Genomic DNA, 16,176 nt, shown 5'->3' on the forward strand with positions numbered 1-16,176 from the left:
GTTTTCTCCCGGTCTCTTCAGGCGGCCTTGGAGCGCAGCAGGCGCCGGGCCACGCGCGCGCCGGCTTCGAGGGTGGGCTGGAAGCCGCCCATGCCGGACCAGGATCCGGCGAGGTGGAGTCCCGGAACGTGCGGGTGGAGCTCGCTGTCGCGGAACTGCCAGCTCTCGGTGGCGTCCTGGTCGTAGCCGTAGATCGCCCCGCCGGGGTGGCCCAGGTAGCGGCTCATGGTGAGCGGGGTGGCGACGTCGACCTCCTCGATGACGCCCCGGATGCCGGGGGTGACGGTCTCGACCAGGTCGAGGAGCGTCTCGGCGTAGGCGAACTTCTCCCGTGCGTACGCGGCGGGTTCGACGCCGTCCCAGGCGGAGCCGTACTGGAGGGTCATGAGGCTGACATGGGTGGCCCCGGGCGGCGCGAAGCCGATCGGCTCGACGTCGTACGAGGTGACGCAGATCCCCCGGGCGGGCTCCCGCGTACGCCAGGAGGCGGAGGTGCGGTCCGCGTCGAGGTCGGCGTTGACGAAGGTGGTGCTGGTCGTGAACCCGAGTTCCGCCGGGGTGGCGTCGAGACCCATGTGCAGGACGAAGCCGGAGACCCCGATCCTGCGGGAGGCGAGGTCGGCTCGGACGGCGCCTGGGATGTCGAGGCCGTCGAGCATGCCGTAGGTGAGGGGCAGGGAGGCGTTGGAGACGACGTCGACCGCGCCCACCTCCTGGCCGTCGTCGAGACGGACTCCGACGACCTTCCCGCCCCGCGTGAGGATCGCCTCGACGGCGGTGTGGAACCGCACTTCGCCGCCGGCCTCCAGGAACGCGTCGAGGATCGCGCTCGACATCGCCTGCGAACCGCCGCGCACGTGCCAGGGCTTGAACTCCAGGTACGCGAAGAGGATCAGCGCGAGGTCCTGGAAGGGCAGCCGGGACGGCGGCTGACCGAGGTAGCCCCAGTAGGAGGCGAGGACCGCCTTGAGCCGCTCGTCCTCGAAGTGCTCGTCCAGGACGTCCTGCGCGGACCGCAGTCCGTGCCGGAAGAACAGCTCGTCCACCTGGTCGGCGGGGGTGCCGCGCATCGCGGCGATCTGCCAGAACGTGAGGTCCCGGACGAGGGCGAAGAACCGTTCCAGCCGGACGCGATTGCCGGGGAAGTGCGCTTCCAGGGTCGCGGTCGCGCCCTCCCAGTCGGCGGGGAGGGTCACGTCGAAGGAGCCGGGCACGACCGTGCGGTAGAGGTCGGGTTCCCGGACCCAGGTCAGCCGGTCACCGATGCCCAGCTTGTCGAAGAGGGGGCGCAGCGTGAACCCCTGCCCCTCGGCGCCGATGCCGGAGAGCTGGTGCAGCGCCACCTCGAACTCGAACCGGCCCCTGCGGAACGAGGTCGCGCAGCCGCCGGGCACGCTGTGGCGCTCGACGAGGAGGGTGCGGGCGCCGGCCCGCTGAAGGGTGGCGGCGGCGGTGAGCCCGGCGTTGCCGGCGCCGATGACGACTGCGTCGAAGTCCGCGCCGCTCACCGCTCGCCCTCGGCCCGCTCGTCCTCGGCCCGCGCACCCTCGGAGGATACGTCTCCGGCGGTGGCGTCTCCGGCGGTGGCCGCCGCCACGGCCTCCTCCTTGATGCGGTCGAACTGGGCGCCCATGGCCGCGGAGAGCGCCTGAGCGGCGGAGAGGGGCCGGACCATGACCATGAAGTCGTCGATCTTCCCCTCCTCGTCGCAGTGGAGGAAGTCGCAGCCGTTGATCTCCATGTCGCCGACCTTCGCGGTGAACACGAGGGCGTGGTCCCGGCCGTCCTCGCTCCCGATCTCGCGCACGTACCGGAAGTCGGTGAAGACGCGGATGACCCCGCGCAGGATCGCGGCGGTGATGGCCTTGCCGGGGTAGGGCCGGAAGGCCACCGGGCTGGTGAAGACGACGTCCTCGGCGAGCAGGGCCTCGATGGCGGCGTGGTCCCGGTTCTCGACGGCCTTACGGAACGGATGCATGACGCGACTCCCTATGCAACTTATTGATTAGGTGCAAGGGCAGCTAACCGCATCCCTCGGGCCGCGTCCAGAGGCCGACCGGTCCCGTCCCGCGTCAGCCCTCCGGCGTCGCCGCGCGCCGGAGGGGCGGCCGCGTCAGCGTGGTCCACACCCGCAGCAGCCACTCGACCGGGCCGTACCGGTGACGACGCAGCCACCACCGAGCGGCGACGATCTGCGCGGCGAAGAGCGCGAGGGCGATCGCGAACACCATCGGCGGCGACACCCTGCCGACGAGGCCCGCCCCGTACCCCGTGAACAGCAGGGCACAGACGAGGGACTGGGTGAGATAGCCGGTCAGGGTCATGCTGCCCACCGGTCCGAGCACGGCCACCGCGCGCCCGCCCGACCGTCGCCCCTGGGTGAGGCGGAGCACGGTCGCGGCGTACGCGGCGGCGAGCAGCGGCGCCGTGACGACGTCGACCCCGAGGGCGAGGATCTGATACGCGCCTCCCGGGTGCACCAGGCTCGCGTGGGCGTACACGACACCGCCGAGGAGCCCGAGCGTGAAGCCCGCCCCCTGGAGCCGGACCAGTGTCGTGCGGTGGCGGGCGAGGCCCCCGAGCACACATCCCCGCCCGGCGGCGAGACCGAGGAGGAAGGCCGCGAAGGCGGCCGGGGCCTGGAAGAAGGCGAGCAGGAAGACGACGTCGGGCAGCTGCCCCAGGTGCTCCCCGATCACGGCACCGGGGCCGCCGCGCAGGGCTCCGGCGGCACGCTCGGCCTCGGCGGCCGCGCCGGGGCCCACCCCCGCGCCGCCCGCCAGGTGCACACCGACCGCGAGCAGGACGTACAGGGCGGCCGTCACGGCGAAGAGGACGACGGCGGTACGGACGGCGGCGCGCGGCCCGATGCGGCGCGCGGCCAGCAGGATCAGGCCGAGCAGGGCGTACGTGGTGAGGATGTCACCGGGGAACAGCAGGACCGCGTGCACGGCGCCGAGGACGAACAGACCCGCCAGGCGCCGCAGGAAACGCGGGGCGAACCGGGCACCGCTCCGCTCGGCGGAGGCGAGCTGGAGGGTGAAGCCGTATCCGAAGAGGAACGAGAACAGCAGGAAGAACTTGGCCTCGAAGAACACGGTGACGAACCACCGGACCGCGCTGTCGAGGGGCGAGCCGAAGCCGGGATCCTCCAGCCCCGAGCCGTGGTAAGTCGATGCCATGTAGCCGATGTTGACGACGAGGATGCCCAGCAGGGCGAAGCCTCGCAGGGCATCGACGTGCGCGAGCCGCGCGCCGAGGCCGGCCCCGGCGCCAGGGCCGGAGCCATCGGCGCCGGCACCGGCACCGGCACCGGCGTCGACACCGGTCCCCGGCCTCTCACCGCCCTGCGCTGCCGCTCGTAAGTTCATGACCTTCCCCCAAAGCTATCGAATGTGAAACGCTCGTATCGAGAATGAACGTATTATTATCGATAGTGCAAGCCCGTCCGTCGAGGAGGAGCGCCATGAACACACCGCCGGTGGTACGCCGAGGCGTACCGGAGGGAGACGAGGCCAGGGTCGCCGCCCTGTACTGGGAGGCGTTCGCGCGCAAGCTCGGCGCCGCCCTGAACCCGCCCGACAAGGCCCGCGCGTTCCTCGCGGCCCACCTCCACCACGACCGGGGGATCACCGCGCTCGTCGACGGCGAGGTGGCGGGGGTGGCCGGCTATCAGCTCGACCGGCGAGGGCTCACCGGCGGCGGGGCTTCGGACCTCCTCGCCGCGTACGGGGTGCTGCGGGGACTGCCCCGGCTGGCCCTCCTCGCCCTCCTGGAGCGCAGGCCCGCAGCCCGCGAACTCGTGATGGACGGCATCGCGGTCGCCCCCGAGCACCGGGGCAAGGGCATCGGCGGCCTCCTGCTGCGCGAGATCACGACCGTGGCGGCCGAGGCCCGCTGCCACCGTGTCCGGCTCGACGTCATCGACGTCAACCCGCGCGCCCGCGCCCTGTACGAGCGGCACGGCTTCGTCGCCGTCCGCACCGAGAAGACGCCCTTTCTGCGTGGCCTGATGGGCTTCGGCGCCGTCACGACGATGCACCGGCCCGTCACGGCGGCCGACTCCCACCACGACCAGGAGACCCGATGAAGCCAGGAACCACCGCGACGGAGGGCGAGCCCACCGGCCCCGCCGAAACTCCCGAAACCTCCGGAGCCGCCGCAGTCCTTGCAGATACCGAAGTCCCCACAGGCACCGAAGTCCCCGCGGACGCCGCCCCCTGGAACCCCATCCCCACCCGCACGCTCGTGCACGCCCTCGTCCGTACGGACGGGACCGTCGACGCCGGGGAGCTCTACTCCGTCGCCGGACTGCTCTCCATGACCGACCAACAGGTCCGGCTCTGCGTCAAGCGCCTGGTCGCGGAGGGCCGGTTCACCCATGAGGGACGGGGGCGCAAGGCCGTCCTCCGCGCGGTCGCCGACCCCACCGGCTCGATCGCCCCCGACGCGGCCCATGTCGGCTTCGCCTACCGCCAGGACCACGGCCTCGCGCCCTGGGACGGCCGATGGCACCTCTTCGCCTTCGCCGTCCCCGAGTCCGCACGGGCCGCGCGTGACACGCTCCGCGACAGCCTCCTCGGCCTCGGCGCCGCCCCTCTGCAGGGGGGCCTCTACGCCGCCGCCAACCCGATCGAACCGCTGGTCGAGGCGCAGGCCCGCCATCTCGGCGTCCCGGGCCAGGTCACGTATCTCACCAGCACGGACCTACGGGTCGGGGACGTCGCCGAGCCGCAGGCACTGGCCGCCGCACTCTGGCCCTTGGACGAGATCGCGGCCCGGCACCACCGGCTGGCCGCCTTCGCCCGCTCCTGCCTCGACCGGCTCGAACGCCCGGAGAACCTGACGGACTCCGAGGCTCTGACGCTCGCCGTCCAGCTCGCCTCCGCCTTCACGTACGCCATGCGGCCCGACCCGCTGCTGCCCCCCGAGCTGCTCCCCGCCCCCTGGCCGGGCGCCGGGGCGCGCGCACTCTTCGCCGCGGCCTGGACCACGCTGACGAACCGCCCGGCGCCGGACTCCGGACCGCCCCTCCCCCGCCTCTTCGCCCTGTACGAGGACGTGGCGGACCTGCCCGGTCCCGAGTGAGACTCCCCGGCCGGGCCGACGCCCGGAGGGCGGGTGACGGCGGCCGGAGGGGTCGGCCATACTGACCGGCGGCATTCCAACGGGGGCGTGCCGCACAGGGGGTGGCGAGTGGACGGCGTGGACCTGCCGGAGCGCATCGGCGACTATGCCGTGGAGCGTGAGCTGGGTGCGGGCGGCATGGGGACGGTGTACTTGGCGCGGTCCCGGGGCGGACGTGCGGTGGCCGTCAAGGTGGCCCGCCGCGAGCTGGCAGCCGATCCGCACTTCCGTGCACGGTTCCGCGCGGAGGTCGACGCCGCCCGCAGGGTCGGCGGGTTCCACACCGCCCAGGTCGTCGACGCCGACCCGGACGCGGCGGCGCCCTGGCTCGCGACCGCCTACATCCCGGGGCCGACCCTGTCGGGGCTGCTCGCCGAGCGGGGTCCGATGGATGAGGACCGACTCCGGCTGCTCGGTGCGGCGTTGGCGGAGGCGCTGCAGGCCATTCACGACTGCGGACTGATCCACCGTGACCTCAAGCCGGGCAACATCATCATGGCCGACGACGGCCCGCGCGTGCTCGACTTCGGTATCGCCCGGGCCTTGGAGTCGACCCGGCTGACCTCCACCGGAGCCGCTTTCGGCACCCCTGGTTTCCTGGCCCCCGAGCAGGCTCAGGGTCTCGAAGTCGACGGCGCCGCCGATGTGTTCGCACTGGGGGCCGTACTGGTCGCGGCGGCCGGTGGGCACGCGTTTGGGGAGGGCACCCCGATGGTGCTGATGTACCGGGCCGTGCACGAGCCGGCGGACCTGTCCGCCCTGCCCGAGGGCGTGCGCCCGGTGATCGCCGCCTGTCTGGCCAAGGATCCGGCACAAAGGCCCACGCCGAAAAGGCTGCTGGACCTGTTGGCCCCGGACACCGCCGCGGAACCGGACGCGGCCGGCCACCCGCCGACGCTGCCCTCCGCGGCCGTGCCACCCGCGCCGAGGCCGACGGCCGGGTCGGCTGCCGTCCCGACCGGCGGGGGCATCGCCCGTGCCGCGACCGTTGCCGCGGCCCCGCGCGCGGACCCCCCGCCCGCCTTCCCGCAGCAGGCGACGCCGAGCCGGGAGACGAAGACCGCCCCGCCGGGAAAGAAGAGCACCGGACTGGTCGCCGCCGGTGTGGCCGGAGCCCTGATCGTGCTCGGTGGTGCGGGATACGGCGTCTACGCGTCCGGGAGCTGGGGCTCGGGCTCGGACGCATCCTTCCCCCAGGCCACCCACGAGCTCGTCATTCCGGAGTCGATGGTGGGAGGCGTGTACGGGCGCGACATCGAGCACCGCCTCCCTCCTGACCCGCAACCGGACCGCGAAGGCCAGAAGGCCTCGACGCACTACTCCGCCGACTACACGGTCACCAGTACCGGCATCGAGGAGGGGGCCCTGTTCCGCACGGTGCAGGTGTACGGCTCGTCCGGTCGGTACAAGAACCCGGAGTCGTATCGAGACGGCCTGATGCGGGCCATGACGGTGACGGGCAGCGAGACCGTCAGCGACCCGCCCAGGACGATCCGCGTTCCCGGCTCGGACGTCGACTTCCGCTGCGAGACCGTGGACGGCGAGACCGTGTGCGGCTGGGGCGACGACAACACCACCGTCGCGATCGCCTTCGCCCCGGCCGGCTCACTCGAACTGGCGGCGAGGGAGACCCACAAGATACGCAACGAAATCCGCCGGCCGATCGCGACGCCGACCGCCTCGCCGTAGGACCTGTCCGACCCTCATCCGCCGGACACGGCCTGGGTCGTGTCCGGAAAGCAGCGGCGGGACTCTCCGGACACCACCTAGCCCGCGAAGCGGGCCATCCAGGACTCGACCTCGGCCGAGGAACGCGGCAGGCCCGCCGACAGGTTCTCGTGGCCGTCGTCGGTGACGAGCAGGTCGTCCTCGATCCGGACGCCGATGCCACGCCACTCCTCGGGCACGGTCAGGTCGTCGGGCTGGAAGTAGAGGCCGGGCTCGACGGTGAGCACCATGCCCGGTTCGAGGACGCCGTCGACGTACTCCTCCGTGCGTGCCTGCGCGCAGTCGTGGACGTCGAGACCGAGCATGTGGCCGGTGCCGGCCATGGTGAAGCGGCGCTGGAGGCCGAGCTCGTAGGCGCGGTCGACCGGGCCCTCGATGAAGCCCCACTCGACCAGCCGCGCCGTCAGATGCCGCTGGGACGCCTCGTGGAAGTCTCGGTACGGAGCGCCGGGCTTCACGGCGGCCATGCCCGCCTCCTGGGCCTCGTACACCGCGTCGTACACCTGGCGCTGGACCGGGCTGAAGGTGCCGTTGATGGGGAGGGTGCGGGTGACGTCGGCGGTGTAGAGGGAGTGGGTCTCCACACCGGCGTCGAGCAGGAGCAGTTCGCCGGGGCGCACCGGGCCGTCGTTGTTCGTCCAGTGCATGATCGTGGCGTGCTCGCCGGCGGCGCAGATCGAGCCGTAGCCGACGTGGTTGCCCTCCAGGCGGGCCCGGCGGAAGAAAGTGCCCTCGATCCACCGCTCCGAGGAGGCGACGGCCCGGGACAGCTCGCCGACGCAGTCGGTGAAGCCGCGGACGGTCGAGTCGACCGCCTTGCGCATCTCGCCGATCTCCCACTCGTCCTTGACGAGCCGGAGGTCGCTGAGCGTCCCGTCCAGCTCGATGTCACGCTCCTCGTCGGTGGTGACGGCGGCTTCGAGGGCCGGGTCGATCCCGCGGACGATGCGGGTGGGCACGCCGGAGGCGGCCAGGTCCTCGACGATGGTGCGGACGTCGCGGCAGGCGAGGCCGAGGACGACCTCGGACTCCGCGAGGGTGCGGCGGCGGCCCATCCACAGCTCGGCCGTGTAGCCGATCCAGAACTCGTCGGTGTCCCGGCCGTCGCGCGGCAGCTGGTAGCAGTAGGCGTCGTGGCCGCCGTCCGCGCGGGGTTCGAGCACGAGGGCACCGTCGCGCGCCTGGTCGCCGGTCATGTGCACGTAGCCGGAGTACGCGCGGAAGGGGTACGTGTCGTCGTTGGAGCGGGTCTTGAGGTTGCCGGAGGGGATCACGAGGCGCTCGCCGGGGAACCGCGCGGAGAGCGCGGCGCGGCGGCGGGCCGCGTGCGGGGCCTGCTCGTCGGGTTCGAGCCCGTGCCGCTCCGTGTCCGCCCATCCCGACCTCATCAGGGTGGAGAGTTCCTCGGATACGCCTTCGTAGAGGCCGTTCTTGCGACCCTTCGCCACGTCCTGCACCTTCTTCCGCGTGAGTTCCCGGTCCGCCGTGGACCGGCGTTTCCCGGAACGTACTCCGCGCGGCGTACGCCGGTTGCCGAAGACCGCCAGTGGCACGGATCGGCCACGCAGGTGCCTAGCGGGGCGCCCAGGCCGCGGTCGGCCAGTCGTGCTCGGAGAAGCCGTCCGGCAGCTTGCCGCAGGGGGCGTAGGTGCTCAGGGAGAAGGTCCCCGTGGGCTCGTACCAGTCGACGTCCACCTTGTCGCCGGTCCCGGGGTGCTCGAAGCGGAAGCCCAGGTCGGAGACGCTCTCGCTGACGAGCTTCCAGCCGTCCCGCTCCAGACGGAGGCGGGTGCGGGCCTGCGCCGCGCGGGCCGTGGCCTCCGGCACGTCCGTGACCTGCCACGAGAGCCCGAAGCTGCGGACGTCGGGCCGGCCCCTGTCGATGTGCGCGAATCCCCTGAGGCCGCGGTACGAGCAGCTACCCGTCTCCACCCGGGACCCCACGCCGTCGGCTCCGCCGGGCAGCGCCGCCTCGTCGTACACCCGTTGCGCCTGCGCCTTGAGGCGCCCGGCGACCGCGTCGGGGTCGGTCGCCGGGTAGGGCGGGCCGTTCCAGAGGTAGTAGCCGGTGATGATCAGACCCACGGCGATCAGGCCGTGGAGGCACCGCCGCACCACTCGGCCCGGACGGCTTCGGGCTACAGCGTTCATGATCGGGAGCGTAGGACGGCGGCCCGGCTGCGCGCCTGGGCGCTGCTACTCACCCGTGGGTGAGTAGCAGCGCAGCGGCTCAGTCCCGGCCCGCTCCGCGGACGATCCGGTCGACGACGGCGGCGGCCTGCTCCGGGTGCCGCTCCAGCCACGCGCCGACGTGGTCGCGGACGGCTTCCTCGACGCAGGAGCGCACTGCGGCGCCGGCCAGGCGGCCGTGCGTGGCGCCCCCGTACTCCGGCTGATCCAGCTTCACCGACAACACCGCGGTGAGGCCCTCCCCCACCCGGGCGGCACCGAGAACGGGGTTCGCCGCTCTCAGGAGACGCCGCTCCTCCGCGTACGCGGTGACCGCGTCCGCCAGAGCCGCGCGGAAGCCCGCCACGTGCTCGCCGCCCTCGGGCGTGCGAACGCTGTTGGCGAAGCTGTGGACGACCTCCTCGTGGGAGTCGCACCACCGGAAGGCCACCTCCACCGACCCCGCCATGCGCGGGTCCTCCGTCTCGAAGCCGATGATGTCCACGTGGACGGGCGTACCACCCGCACGCGTTTCGAGGACGGCGAGGAAGTCCGGTACCCCACCCTCGAACCGCTCGGTTCCGGCCTCGCCCGGGGAGCGTTCGTCGGTCAGCGAGATGCGCAGGCCCCGGTTCAGGAAGGCCAGCTCCCTGAAACGCTCCGCCAGCACGTCGTACGAGAACTCCGTCGTCTCGAACATGTCCGCGTCCGGCCAGAAGACGAGGGTGGTCCCGCTCCCCGTCGCGGGCCCGGCGGGCGCGGGCGGGGTGAGCGCGACACCGCGCGCGTACTCCTGGGTGGAGCGCGCCCCCTCGCGCCGTACCTCGACCGTCAGACGGCTGGACAGGGCGTTGGCGACGCACAACCCGAGGCCGAACCGATCGAGTCCCGCGGCGCGGCGGCCGACGGGCTCCGTACCTGCGTACAAGCGCGTCAGCCGGGCTTCGAGGCCGGGAGTGCCGGCGTCCCCGGCATCCTCGAAGGGGATTCCGGGGACGTCGTCGGCGATGCGTACGCCGCCGTCGGACGTGAGCGTGACGTCGACGGGGCCGCCGCCCCGCATCAGGACTTCGTTCACCGCTCGGCCCATGACCCCGAACACAAGCTCGTGAAGACCTCTCGGGCCGGTGGATCCGACGTACATCCCGGGCCTCTTCCGGATGGCCTCCAGCCCCTCGATCACGTGGATGCGGCCGGCGTCGTACCTGTTCGCGGCGTCGCTCATGAAGTCCCCTCCGACGGTGTCTTCCAGACCTCCGCCAGCCTAGGAGAATTCCAGCAAAACACCAGGTCAGAGCGGTTCTGGCGAACGCCTGGGAGGGGCGGTGGGCGCCCGTCGGGAGGCGGTCGGACCCGGGGTCGGCGACCCCTGACGGCGGCCGTACGCGGTGGCCTTCAGGCCCGTCACGGCACATGAACGGCGGGGACCGACGGCCCCGAATCGAAGACGTCGATAATCGGTGCATGGCGAACGAGAAACTCAGCGAGGCACTCCGGCTTCTGGGCATCGGAGAGGAGGGCGCCCGGGTCTACCGGACGCTCCTGGAGTGCGGGCCCGCGCCGCTGAGTGCGATCGGCGCCGAGGCCGGGCTCGGGCAGGAGGCGCTGGCGGAGGCGTACCACGAACTGGTCGACTGCGGACTGGCGAGCACCGCCGAGGAGGGTTCCGACGTGGTGGCGCCGGTGCCCCCGGCCGCGGGTCTGGAGATCCTCGGGCGGCGCCGGGCGGCCGAGCTGGACGCGTCCCGGATCACCGTCGGGGGCGCCTTCGACTCGTTCCGGCGGCATCGGCTCGCCGGTTATCACGACCCGCTGGTGGAGGTCGTGACCGGTGACGCCATCGGGCTCCGGATGCGTCAGGCGTGGACGAGCGCCCGGCACCAGATCCGGCAGTTCGACTCGCCGCCGTACTTCCCGCTCGTCGGCGCCACGGACGACGCGCTGGCCACGCTCGCGCGTGGGGTGACGCAGCGGGTCGTGTACTCGCGGGAGTCCCTTGAGCATCCGGGGCAGTTGGAGAACTCGATCGAGCCGTGCATCGAGGCGGGCGAGCAGGCGCGGGTCCTGCCGTCGGTGCCGGTCAAGCTCGTGATCATCGACGACGCGTACGCGCTGGTCGCCCTGTCGATCAAGGAGACGGACGTCTACAACACCATGCTGGTCGTGCAGCCGTGCGGCCTGCTCTCCGCGCTCGTGGCGCTGTTCGAGCAGGCCTGGCAGAACGCGCTGCCGTTCCACGGCCGTTCGGCCCGGCCGGCGGGGCTGCTGCCCGCCGACCGGCGTCTTCTCCGGCTGCTCGCGGCCGGAGCGAGCGACGAGGTGATCGCCCGGGAGATCGGCGTGAGCCGTCGTACGCTCTTCCGCCGGGTGCAGGTCCTGATGGCCCGGCTCGGGGCTACGAGCCGGTTCCAGATGGCGCTGCAGGCGCAGCGGTCGGGGTGGCTGTGAGCGGTCCGGGAATGGTCGGTGCCTCCGCTCCGGCTCCCGTGAGCTGCTGCCACAGATAGGTGTGCACGAGCGCGCTGTTGTGGGCGGCCTGTTCGTTGTCGCCCGCGCCCGCGTGCCCGCCGCCGGTGTTCTCGTGGAAGAGGACCCGGTGGCCGAGTTCCCGCAGTCGTGCCGCCGTCTTGCGGGCGTGCCCGGGGTGGACCCGGTCGTCGCGGGTCGAGGTCATCAGGAGGACCGGCGGGTACTCCCGGTCCGCCGCGAGCCGGTGGTACGGGGAGAGTTCGAGCAGGTGGGGGCGGTCGGCCTCGTCGTCGGGGTCGCCGTACTCGGCGATCCAGGACGCGCCCGCGAGGAGCTTGTGGAAGCGGGTCATGTCGAGGAGCGGCACCTGGGCGACGATCGCGCCGAAGAGCTCGGGGTGGCGGGTGAGCATGGCGCCCATGAGGAGCCCGCCGTTGCTGCCGCCCTTGGCGCCCAGCATGGCCGGGGTGGTGATGCCCCGGGCGACGAGGTCCTCGGCGACGGCCGCGAAGTCCTCGAAGGCACGTGGGCGTTCGGCGCCGAGCGCGGCCTGGTGCCAGTCGGGGCCGTACTCGCCGCCGCCGCGGATGTTCGCGATGACGTAGGTGCCGCCGCGTTCCAGCCAGGCCCGGCCGGTCACTCCGCCGTAGAACGGGGTGAGGGAGACCTCGAAGCCGCCGTAGCCGTAGAGCAGGGTGGGGCCGGGGCCGGGCGCGATGGTGCGGTCGGGACCGATGACGAAGTACGGGACGCTGGTGCCGTCCCGGGAGGTCGCGAAGTGCTGGTCGACGGTGAGGCCGGTGGGGTCGAAGTGGTGCGGGGCCTGCTTGAGGGGCTCCGAGCCGGCGCCGATCCGCCCGTGGTGGAGGGTGGACGGCTGCAGGAACCCGGAGACGTCGAGGAAGTACTCGTCGGACACGTCGGGGTCGGTGTCGACGACGCTGACGGCGGACAGGGCCGGGACGCCGACGAGTGGCCGGCGCGTCCAACCGCCGCCGTCGGGGGCGGGGGTGAGGACCTCGATGTGGGTGCTGACGTCCCGCATCGTCTCCAGGATCAGGTGGTTGCGGGTCCAGGTGTGCCCGGCGAGCGCGGTCCGCGGATCGGGGGTGAAGAGCACCTCGGGGGTACGGTCGCCCGCCAGGAAGGCGTCGAAGTCGAAGGCGAGCAGCGATCCCGTCGGCTGCCCGAGCCACTCGGACTTGAGGGTGACGATCAGGTACCGCCGATGGGCGTAGGCGCTCGCGTCGTCGGGCACGTCGATGCGTACGCGGGTGCCGTCGGGGCGCAGGAGGTACGTCTCGCTCCTGAAGAAGTCCAGGGAGCGGCCGACGAACTCGCGCTCGAAGCCGGGCGTGGTGTCCCGGTATCCCCAGACGGCCACGTCGCCCCGCTCGGCCTGGTAGACGAGCTCGGAGTCCTCGACGGGTGTCCCGCGGCGCCATCTGCGGACGGTGCGCGGATAGCCGGAGTCGGTCAGTGAGCCCGGGCCCAGGTCCGTACCGACGAGGACGGTGTCGTCGTCGACCCAGCCGATCCGCGTCTTCGCCTCGGGCAGCCGGAAGCCGTCGTCGACGAACTCCCTTGTGCGGAGGTCGAATTCGCGCACGACGACGGCGTCCCCGCCGTCACGGGAGAGCCGCACCAGGGCCCGGTCGTAGTCCGGGCGCCGTACGCGTGCCCCGTCCCAGACCCATTTCTCGTCCTCGGCGGCGGCCAACGCGTCGACGTCGAGCAGCACGTCCCACTCGGGGGCGTCCTCGCGGTACCGCTCCAGGGTCGTGCGCCGCCACACGCCGCGCACGTGCTCGGCGTCCCGCCAGAAGTTGTACAGGTACTCCCCGCGGCGCACGGTGTAGGGAATCCGGTCGGAGGCGTCGAGCACCTCCCGCAGCCGCGCCTTCAGGGCCCCGAAGTCGTCGTCCCCGGCCAGCGCTCCCGCGGTCTCCGCGTTCCGCTCGGCCACCCAGGCCAGCGCGGCCTCTCCGGAGATGTCTTCGAGCCACAGGTAGGGGTCGTCGTCGTTCAGGTTCCCCATGGGTCTACTTCCCGTCCTCGCGTCGCAGCTGTGCCGACAGATGGTGTTGCAGCGGCCGGCCAACCGCCGCCAGGTCGTGGACGAAGTCCAGGGTGTCCGCGTCCGTGAGGGTGTAGCGGCGGCGGGTGGCCTCGACGTCCTTGGCCGTGGGAGCGAGGGCGACCGTGTGGGTGGTGAGGTCGATCGTGCCGTCCTCCGCCCGGCCGACCATGATCTCCGCGATGCCGGTGGGCTGGGTGATCAGTGCCTCCACCTGTCCCTCGGGCTTGAGGCGCCACCAGCCGCTCTCGCGCGCCGCCGGTCGCAGCGGGGTGCCGTCGGCGTCGATCAGCCAGGCGCGCGCCTCGTAGTGGAGGAAGGGGCGGCCGTCGTGGCTGAAGGTGACCTCCTGCGCGTACGCGAACTCCTCGGCGAGCGTCGGGTACCCGCCCCGGCCCGTGCCGACCCAGGTGCCGAGCAGCCCGGCCACCGGCGCGAGGAACTCGTGCGGGGCCGGTGCCGCGTCCGGCCGGAGGGCGTCGGGGTACGGGTACTGGCGGTCACGGTCGGTCATGGTGCGCGCTCCTGGGTCGAGGCTTGTGCCGGAGGGCAGCTTAGGTCGTCGGCCCTCCGGCCGGGCCTCGTGGCACTCCTGACGGGCTCCAGGGGTGTCCTGCCGATCACCGTCTAGTGCCGTGACCGGAAACGATCACCGGGTTGGCGTTGGTCGACCCCGGTAACTGGCCGTGTGAAGGGGGCGGCACAATGTCCCGATGGATCCGAGAAGCCAGATCATCGTCGCCTTGGATTGCGACAACCGTGCAACCGCTGATGCTGTTGTTGAGCAGCTGGGCGGCGAGTGCCGCTTCTACAAGGTCGGCCTGGAACTGCTCACCGCAGCGGGGCCGGAAGTCATCAAGGACCTTGTTGGACGAGGCAAGGAGCTCTTCTTGGACCTCAAGCTCTTCGAGATCCCGAACTCGGTTGCCGGGGCAGTTCGCGCCGCGGGAGCATTGGGCGTGTCCATGGTCACCGTGCACGGCATGGGCGGCATCAGCATCATGTCCGCCGCGGTCGACGCTGCCCGCGACTTCCCCGGACTGCGCATCCTTGCCTTGACCGTGGTCACCAGCATGACCGACGCGGATCTTACTGACATCGGTGTCGGCGGTACGGTGGACGAGCAGGTGCTCCGGCTGGCCCGCCTCGCGCAGAAGGCCGGCTGCCACGGCGTGATCGCCTCGCCGCAGGACGTTGCGGCCTTGCGCAGCACCCTGGGCCCCGACGCCCTGATCGTCACTCCGGGAGTCGCGCTGCCTGGTGAATCCCCGGCCGAGCACGCCCGTCCCGGGACACCACGTGCGGCGATCACCGCTGGGGCCTCGCACGTCGTCGTCGGCCGGACGGTCACTCGTGCCGCTGACCCGACGGCCGCATTCCGTCTCGTCCGGGCGAGTCTGGCTCCGTAGCAGACGCGCCCCGACCAGGGGTCAGACAAGCGCGGGGAGGGAGCGGCCGCCCCAGCGGATGCCCCTCTCGCTGCGTATACGAGCGCGCTCCTTCCGCTGGGCGGCGAGGACGTCCGGGTGACGCGCATTCTTGTTGCGCCAGCGCAGGTAGGCGTGCAGAGCCCGGGTCTGGACGGTGTGGTTGCGGTGGTTGGAGTTCGCGACGGTGAACTGTCGCAACGGCCCGAAGTGGGCCTCGATCGGGTTGGCCCAGGACGCGTAGGTCGGGGTGAAGCACAGCTCGACCCGGTTCTTCCTGGCCCAGCGCCGGATGGTCTCGCCCTTGTGAGCGGACAGGTTGTCCAGGAGGACGTAGATCGGGGCGCCGTCAGGGCGGGCCGCGCGGATCGACCTGAGCGCGGCCAGGGTGTTCGAGGCACCCTTCTTGCGACGGTTGACGCCCCACAGGGTGTCGTCGCCGATTGAGTAGCAGCCGTGGAAGTACCGGACGCCGTGAGTGCGGTGGTAGGTCGCCGGGTGTCGCTCAGGGCGACCGGCAGGGGCCCAGCCCGATCCGGCGGTCGGGCGGATGCCGAGCGGGCCGAACTCGTCGAACGCGAAGACGCGGCCGGGAAAGCGGTCCAGGACGTGCTCGATTCGGTCGAGCTTGGTGTCACGGTCGGGGTCCGGGGACTCCTTCCAGGTCTTGGTGCGTTGGAAGGTGACGCCGCGGCGGGCGAGCAGGGCTCGTAACGCCTCACGGCCGATCCGGATGACGCGGCCGTGCACTTTGCGCAGGTAGGCGGCGAGTTTGCGGATGGACCAGCGGGTGAAGGGCTGGCCGAGTTTGGTCGGACGGGTGGTGGCCGTCTGGACGACGAAGTCCTCGTCGTCAGGACTGAGAAGGCGGGGACGGCCTCCCGCCCATTGAGGGTCCAGGCATGCCAGGCCGATCTCGTTGAACCGGTGGATCACGTCGCGGACGGTGTCCTCCGCGGCCTGGACCAGTTGCGCGATCACAGGGACCCCGTTCCCACCGGCCGAGGCCAGCAGCATCATCGCGCGCCGGTACCGCACCGAACTGGTGCTGCCCCGGCGCACGATCCGCTGCAGCTTCTGCCCCTCCTGGTCGGTCAACCTGCGCACACAGACAGGCTCAGCCACCACACCCCCAGCGATCGGACGGACGGACGTCACCGCACATCCAACCGCCACGAC

General features: G+C 72.1%; 13 protein-coding genes and 1 pseudogene. 5 read left to right on the forward strand and 9 right to left on the reverse strand.

Annotated features, from left to right (window positions below; all coding sequences use genetic code 11):
- Positions 1-17: 17 nt before the first annotated feature.
- From OG514_RS37395 to OG514_RS37405, 3 genes are all read right to left on the reverse strand, one after another.
- Positions 18-1,508, reverse strand: a complete 1,491-nt coding sequence (locus tag OG514_RS37395; RefSeq protein ID WP_266902604.1) for an NAD(P)/FAD-dependent oxidoreductase — start codon at positions 1,506-1,508, stop codon at positions 18-20.
- Positions 1,505-1,978, reverse strand: coding sequence for a nuclear transport factor 2 family protein (locus OG514_RS37400; RefSeq protein ID WP_266902606.1), 474 nt, complete (start codon positions 1,976-1,978; stop codon positions 1,505-1,507). The genes OG514_RS37395 and OG514_RS37400 overlap by 4 nt, the downstream gene beginning before the upstream one ends.
- A gap of 94 nt (positions 1,979-2,072) precedes the next feature.
- Positions 2,073-3,371, reverse strand: a complete 1,299-nt coding sequence (locus OG514_RS37405; RefSeq protein WP_266902608.1) for a DUF418 domain-containing protein — start codon at positions 3,369-3,371, stop codon at positions 2,073-2,075.
- A gap of 95 nt (positions 3,372-3,466) precedes the next feature.
- Here OG514_RS37405 and OG514_RS37410 point away from each other — a divergent pair, with 95 nt between their 5' ends.
- From OG514_RS37410 to OG514_RS39430, 3 genes and pseudogenes are all read left to right on the forward strand, one after another.
- On the forward strand, positions 3,467-4,090 hold the full coding sequence (locus tag OG514_RS37410; RefSeq protein ID WP_266902610.1) for a GNAT family N-acetyltransferase: 624 nt from the start codon (positions 3,467-3,469) through the stop codon (positions 4,088-4,090).
- Positions 4,087-5,088, forward strand: a complete 1,002-nt coding sequence (locus OG514_RS37415; RefSeq protein ID WP_266902612.1) for a PaaX family transcriptional regulator C-terminal domain-containing protein — start codon at positions 4,087-4,089, stop codon at positions 5,086-5,088. Before OG514_RS37410 ends, OG514_RS37415 begins: the two co-directional genes overlap by 4 nt.
- A 117-nt stretch (positions 5,089-5,205) precedes the next feature.
- A pseudogene (locus tag OG514_RS39430) lies at positions 5,206-5,982 on the forward strand (serine/threonine-protein kinase); the annotation flags it as partial.
- 911 nt (positions 5,983-6,893) lie between these two features.
- Here the strand turns inward: OG514_RS39430 and OG514_RS37425 are convergent.
- The 3 genes from OG514_RS37425 to OG514_RS37435 all read right to left on the reverse strand — a co-directional run bounded on the left by OG514_RS37425 (position 6,894) and on the right by OG514_RS37435 (position 10,249).
- Positions 6,894-8,303 carry an aminopeptidase P family protein gene (locus tag OG514_RS37425; protein WP_266902616.1) on the reverse strand — a complete coding sequence of 470 codons (1,410 nt, stop codon included), beginning with the start codon at positions 8,301-8,303 and terminating at the stop codon, positions 6,894-6,896.
- 124 nt (positions 8,304-8,427) lie between these two features.
- Positions 8,428-9,006, reverse strand: coding sequence for a hypothetical protein (locus tag OG514_RS37430; RefSeq protein ID WP_266902618.1), 579 nt, complete (start codon positions 9,004-9,006; stop codon positions 8,428-8,430).
- Positions 9,007-9,085: 79 nt separating this feature from the next.
- Positions 9,086-10,249 (reverse strand): ATP-binding protein, encoded by a 1,164-nt coding sequence (locus OG514_RS37435; RefSeq protein WP_266902620.1) that lies wholly within the window; start codon positions 10,247-10,249, stop codon positions 9,086-9,088.
- A gap of 239 nt (positions 10,250-10,488) precedes the next feature.
- On the opposite strand from OG514_RS37435, the gene OG514_RS37440 reads away from it, so the two are divergent.
- The gene (locus tag OG514_RS37440; RefSeq protein WP_266902622.1) at positions 10,489-11,472 is read left to right on the forward strand and encodes a helix-turn-helix transcriptional regulator; all 984 of its coding nucleotides are present in this window, start codon (positions 10,489-10,491) and stop codon (positions 11,470-11,472) included.
- Here OG514_RS37440 and OG514_RS37445 read toward each other — a convergent pair.
- On the reverse strand, positions 11,420-13,531 hold the full coding sequence (locus OG514_RS37445; protein ID WP_266902624.1) for a prolyl oligopeptidase family protein: 2,112 nt from the start codon (positions 13,529-13,531) through the stop codon (positions 11,420-11,422). The two genes, OG514_RS37440 and OG514_RS37445, sit on opposite strands and share 53 nt — an antisense overlap.
- 4 nt (positions 13,532-13,535) lie before the next feature.
- Positions 13,536-14,084 (reverse strand): FABP family protein, encoded by a 549-nt coding sequence (locus OG514_RS37450; RefSeq protein WP_266902626.1) that lies wholly within the window; start codon positions 14,082-14,084, stop codon positions 13,536-13,538.
- Between the two features lie 199 nt (positions 14,085-14,283).
- On the opposite strand from OG514_RS37450, the gene pyrF reads away from it, so the two are divergent.
- Positions 14,284-14,979: an orotidine-5'-phosphate decarboxylase gene (pyrF, locus tag OG514_RS37455; protein WP_266902628.1), complete on the forward strand. Its 696-nt coding sequence runs from the start codon at positions 14,284-14,286 to the stop codon at positions 14,977-14,979.
- Between the two features lie 21 nt (positions 14,980-15,000).
- Here pyrF and OG514_RS37460 read toward each other — a convergent pair whose 3' ends face one another.
- Positions 15,001-16,122, reverse strand: a complete 1,122-nt coding sequence (locus OG514_RS37460; RefSeq protein WP_323181690.1) for an IS630 family transposase — start codon at positions 16,120-16,122, stop codon at positions 15,001-15,003.
- Positions 16,123-16,176: the final 54 nt, after the last annotated feature.

This window comes from Streptomyces sp. NBC_00572 (assembly GCF_026341815.1).
GTDB lineage: Bacteria > Actinomycetota > Actinomycetes > Streptomycetales > Streptomycetaceae > Streptomyces.

Bases quoted from the DNA above. Each gene is read 5' to 3' on its own strand.
- OG514_RS37400 (WP_266902606.1), bottom strand. From the start codon at position 1,978: ATGCATCCGTTCCGTAAGGCCGTCGAGAACCGGGACCACGCCGCCATC.
- OG514_RS37450 (WP_266902626.1), bottom strand. From the start codon at position 14,084: ATGACCGACCGTGACCGCCAGTACCCGTACCCCGACGCCCTCCGGCCG.
- OG514_RS37440 (WP_266902622.1), top strand. From the start codon at position 10,489: ATGGCGAACGAGAAACTCAGCGAGGCACTCCGGCTTCTGGGCATCGGA.
- OG514_RS37430 (WP_266902618.1), bottom strand. From the start codon at position 9,006: ATGAACGCTGTAGCCCGAAGCCGTCCGGGCCGAGTGGTGCGGCGGTGC.
- OG514_RS37410 (WP_266902610.1), top strand. From the start codon at position 3,467: ATGAACACACCGCCGGTGGTACGCCGAGGCGTACCGGAGGGAGACGAG.
- OG514_RS37445 (WP_266902624.1), bottom strand. From the start codon at position 13,531: ATGGGGAACCTGAACGACGACGACCCCTACCTGTGGCTCGAAGACATC.
- pyrF (WP_266902628.1), top strand. From the start codon at position 14,284: ATGGATCCGAGAAGCCAGATCATCGTCGCCTTGGATTGCGACAACCGT.
- OG514_RS37405 (WP_266902608.1), bottom strand. From the start codon at position 3,371: ATGAACTTACGAGCGGCAGCGCAGGGCGGTGAGAGGCCGGGGACCGGT.
- OG514_RS37415 (WP_266902612.1), top strand. From the start codon at position 4,087: ATGAAGCCAGGAACCACCGCGACGGAGGGCGAGCCCACCGGCCCCGCC.
- OG514_RS37435 (WP_266902620.1), bottom strand. From the start codon at position 10,249: ATGAGCGACGCCGCGAACAGGTACGACGCCGGCCGCATCCACGTGATC.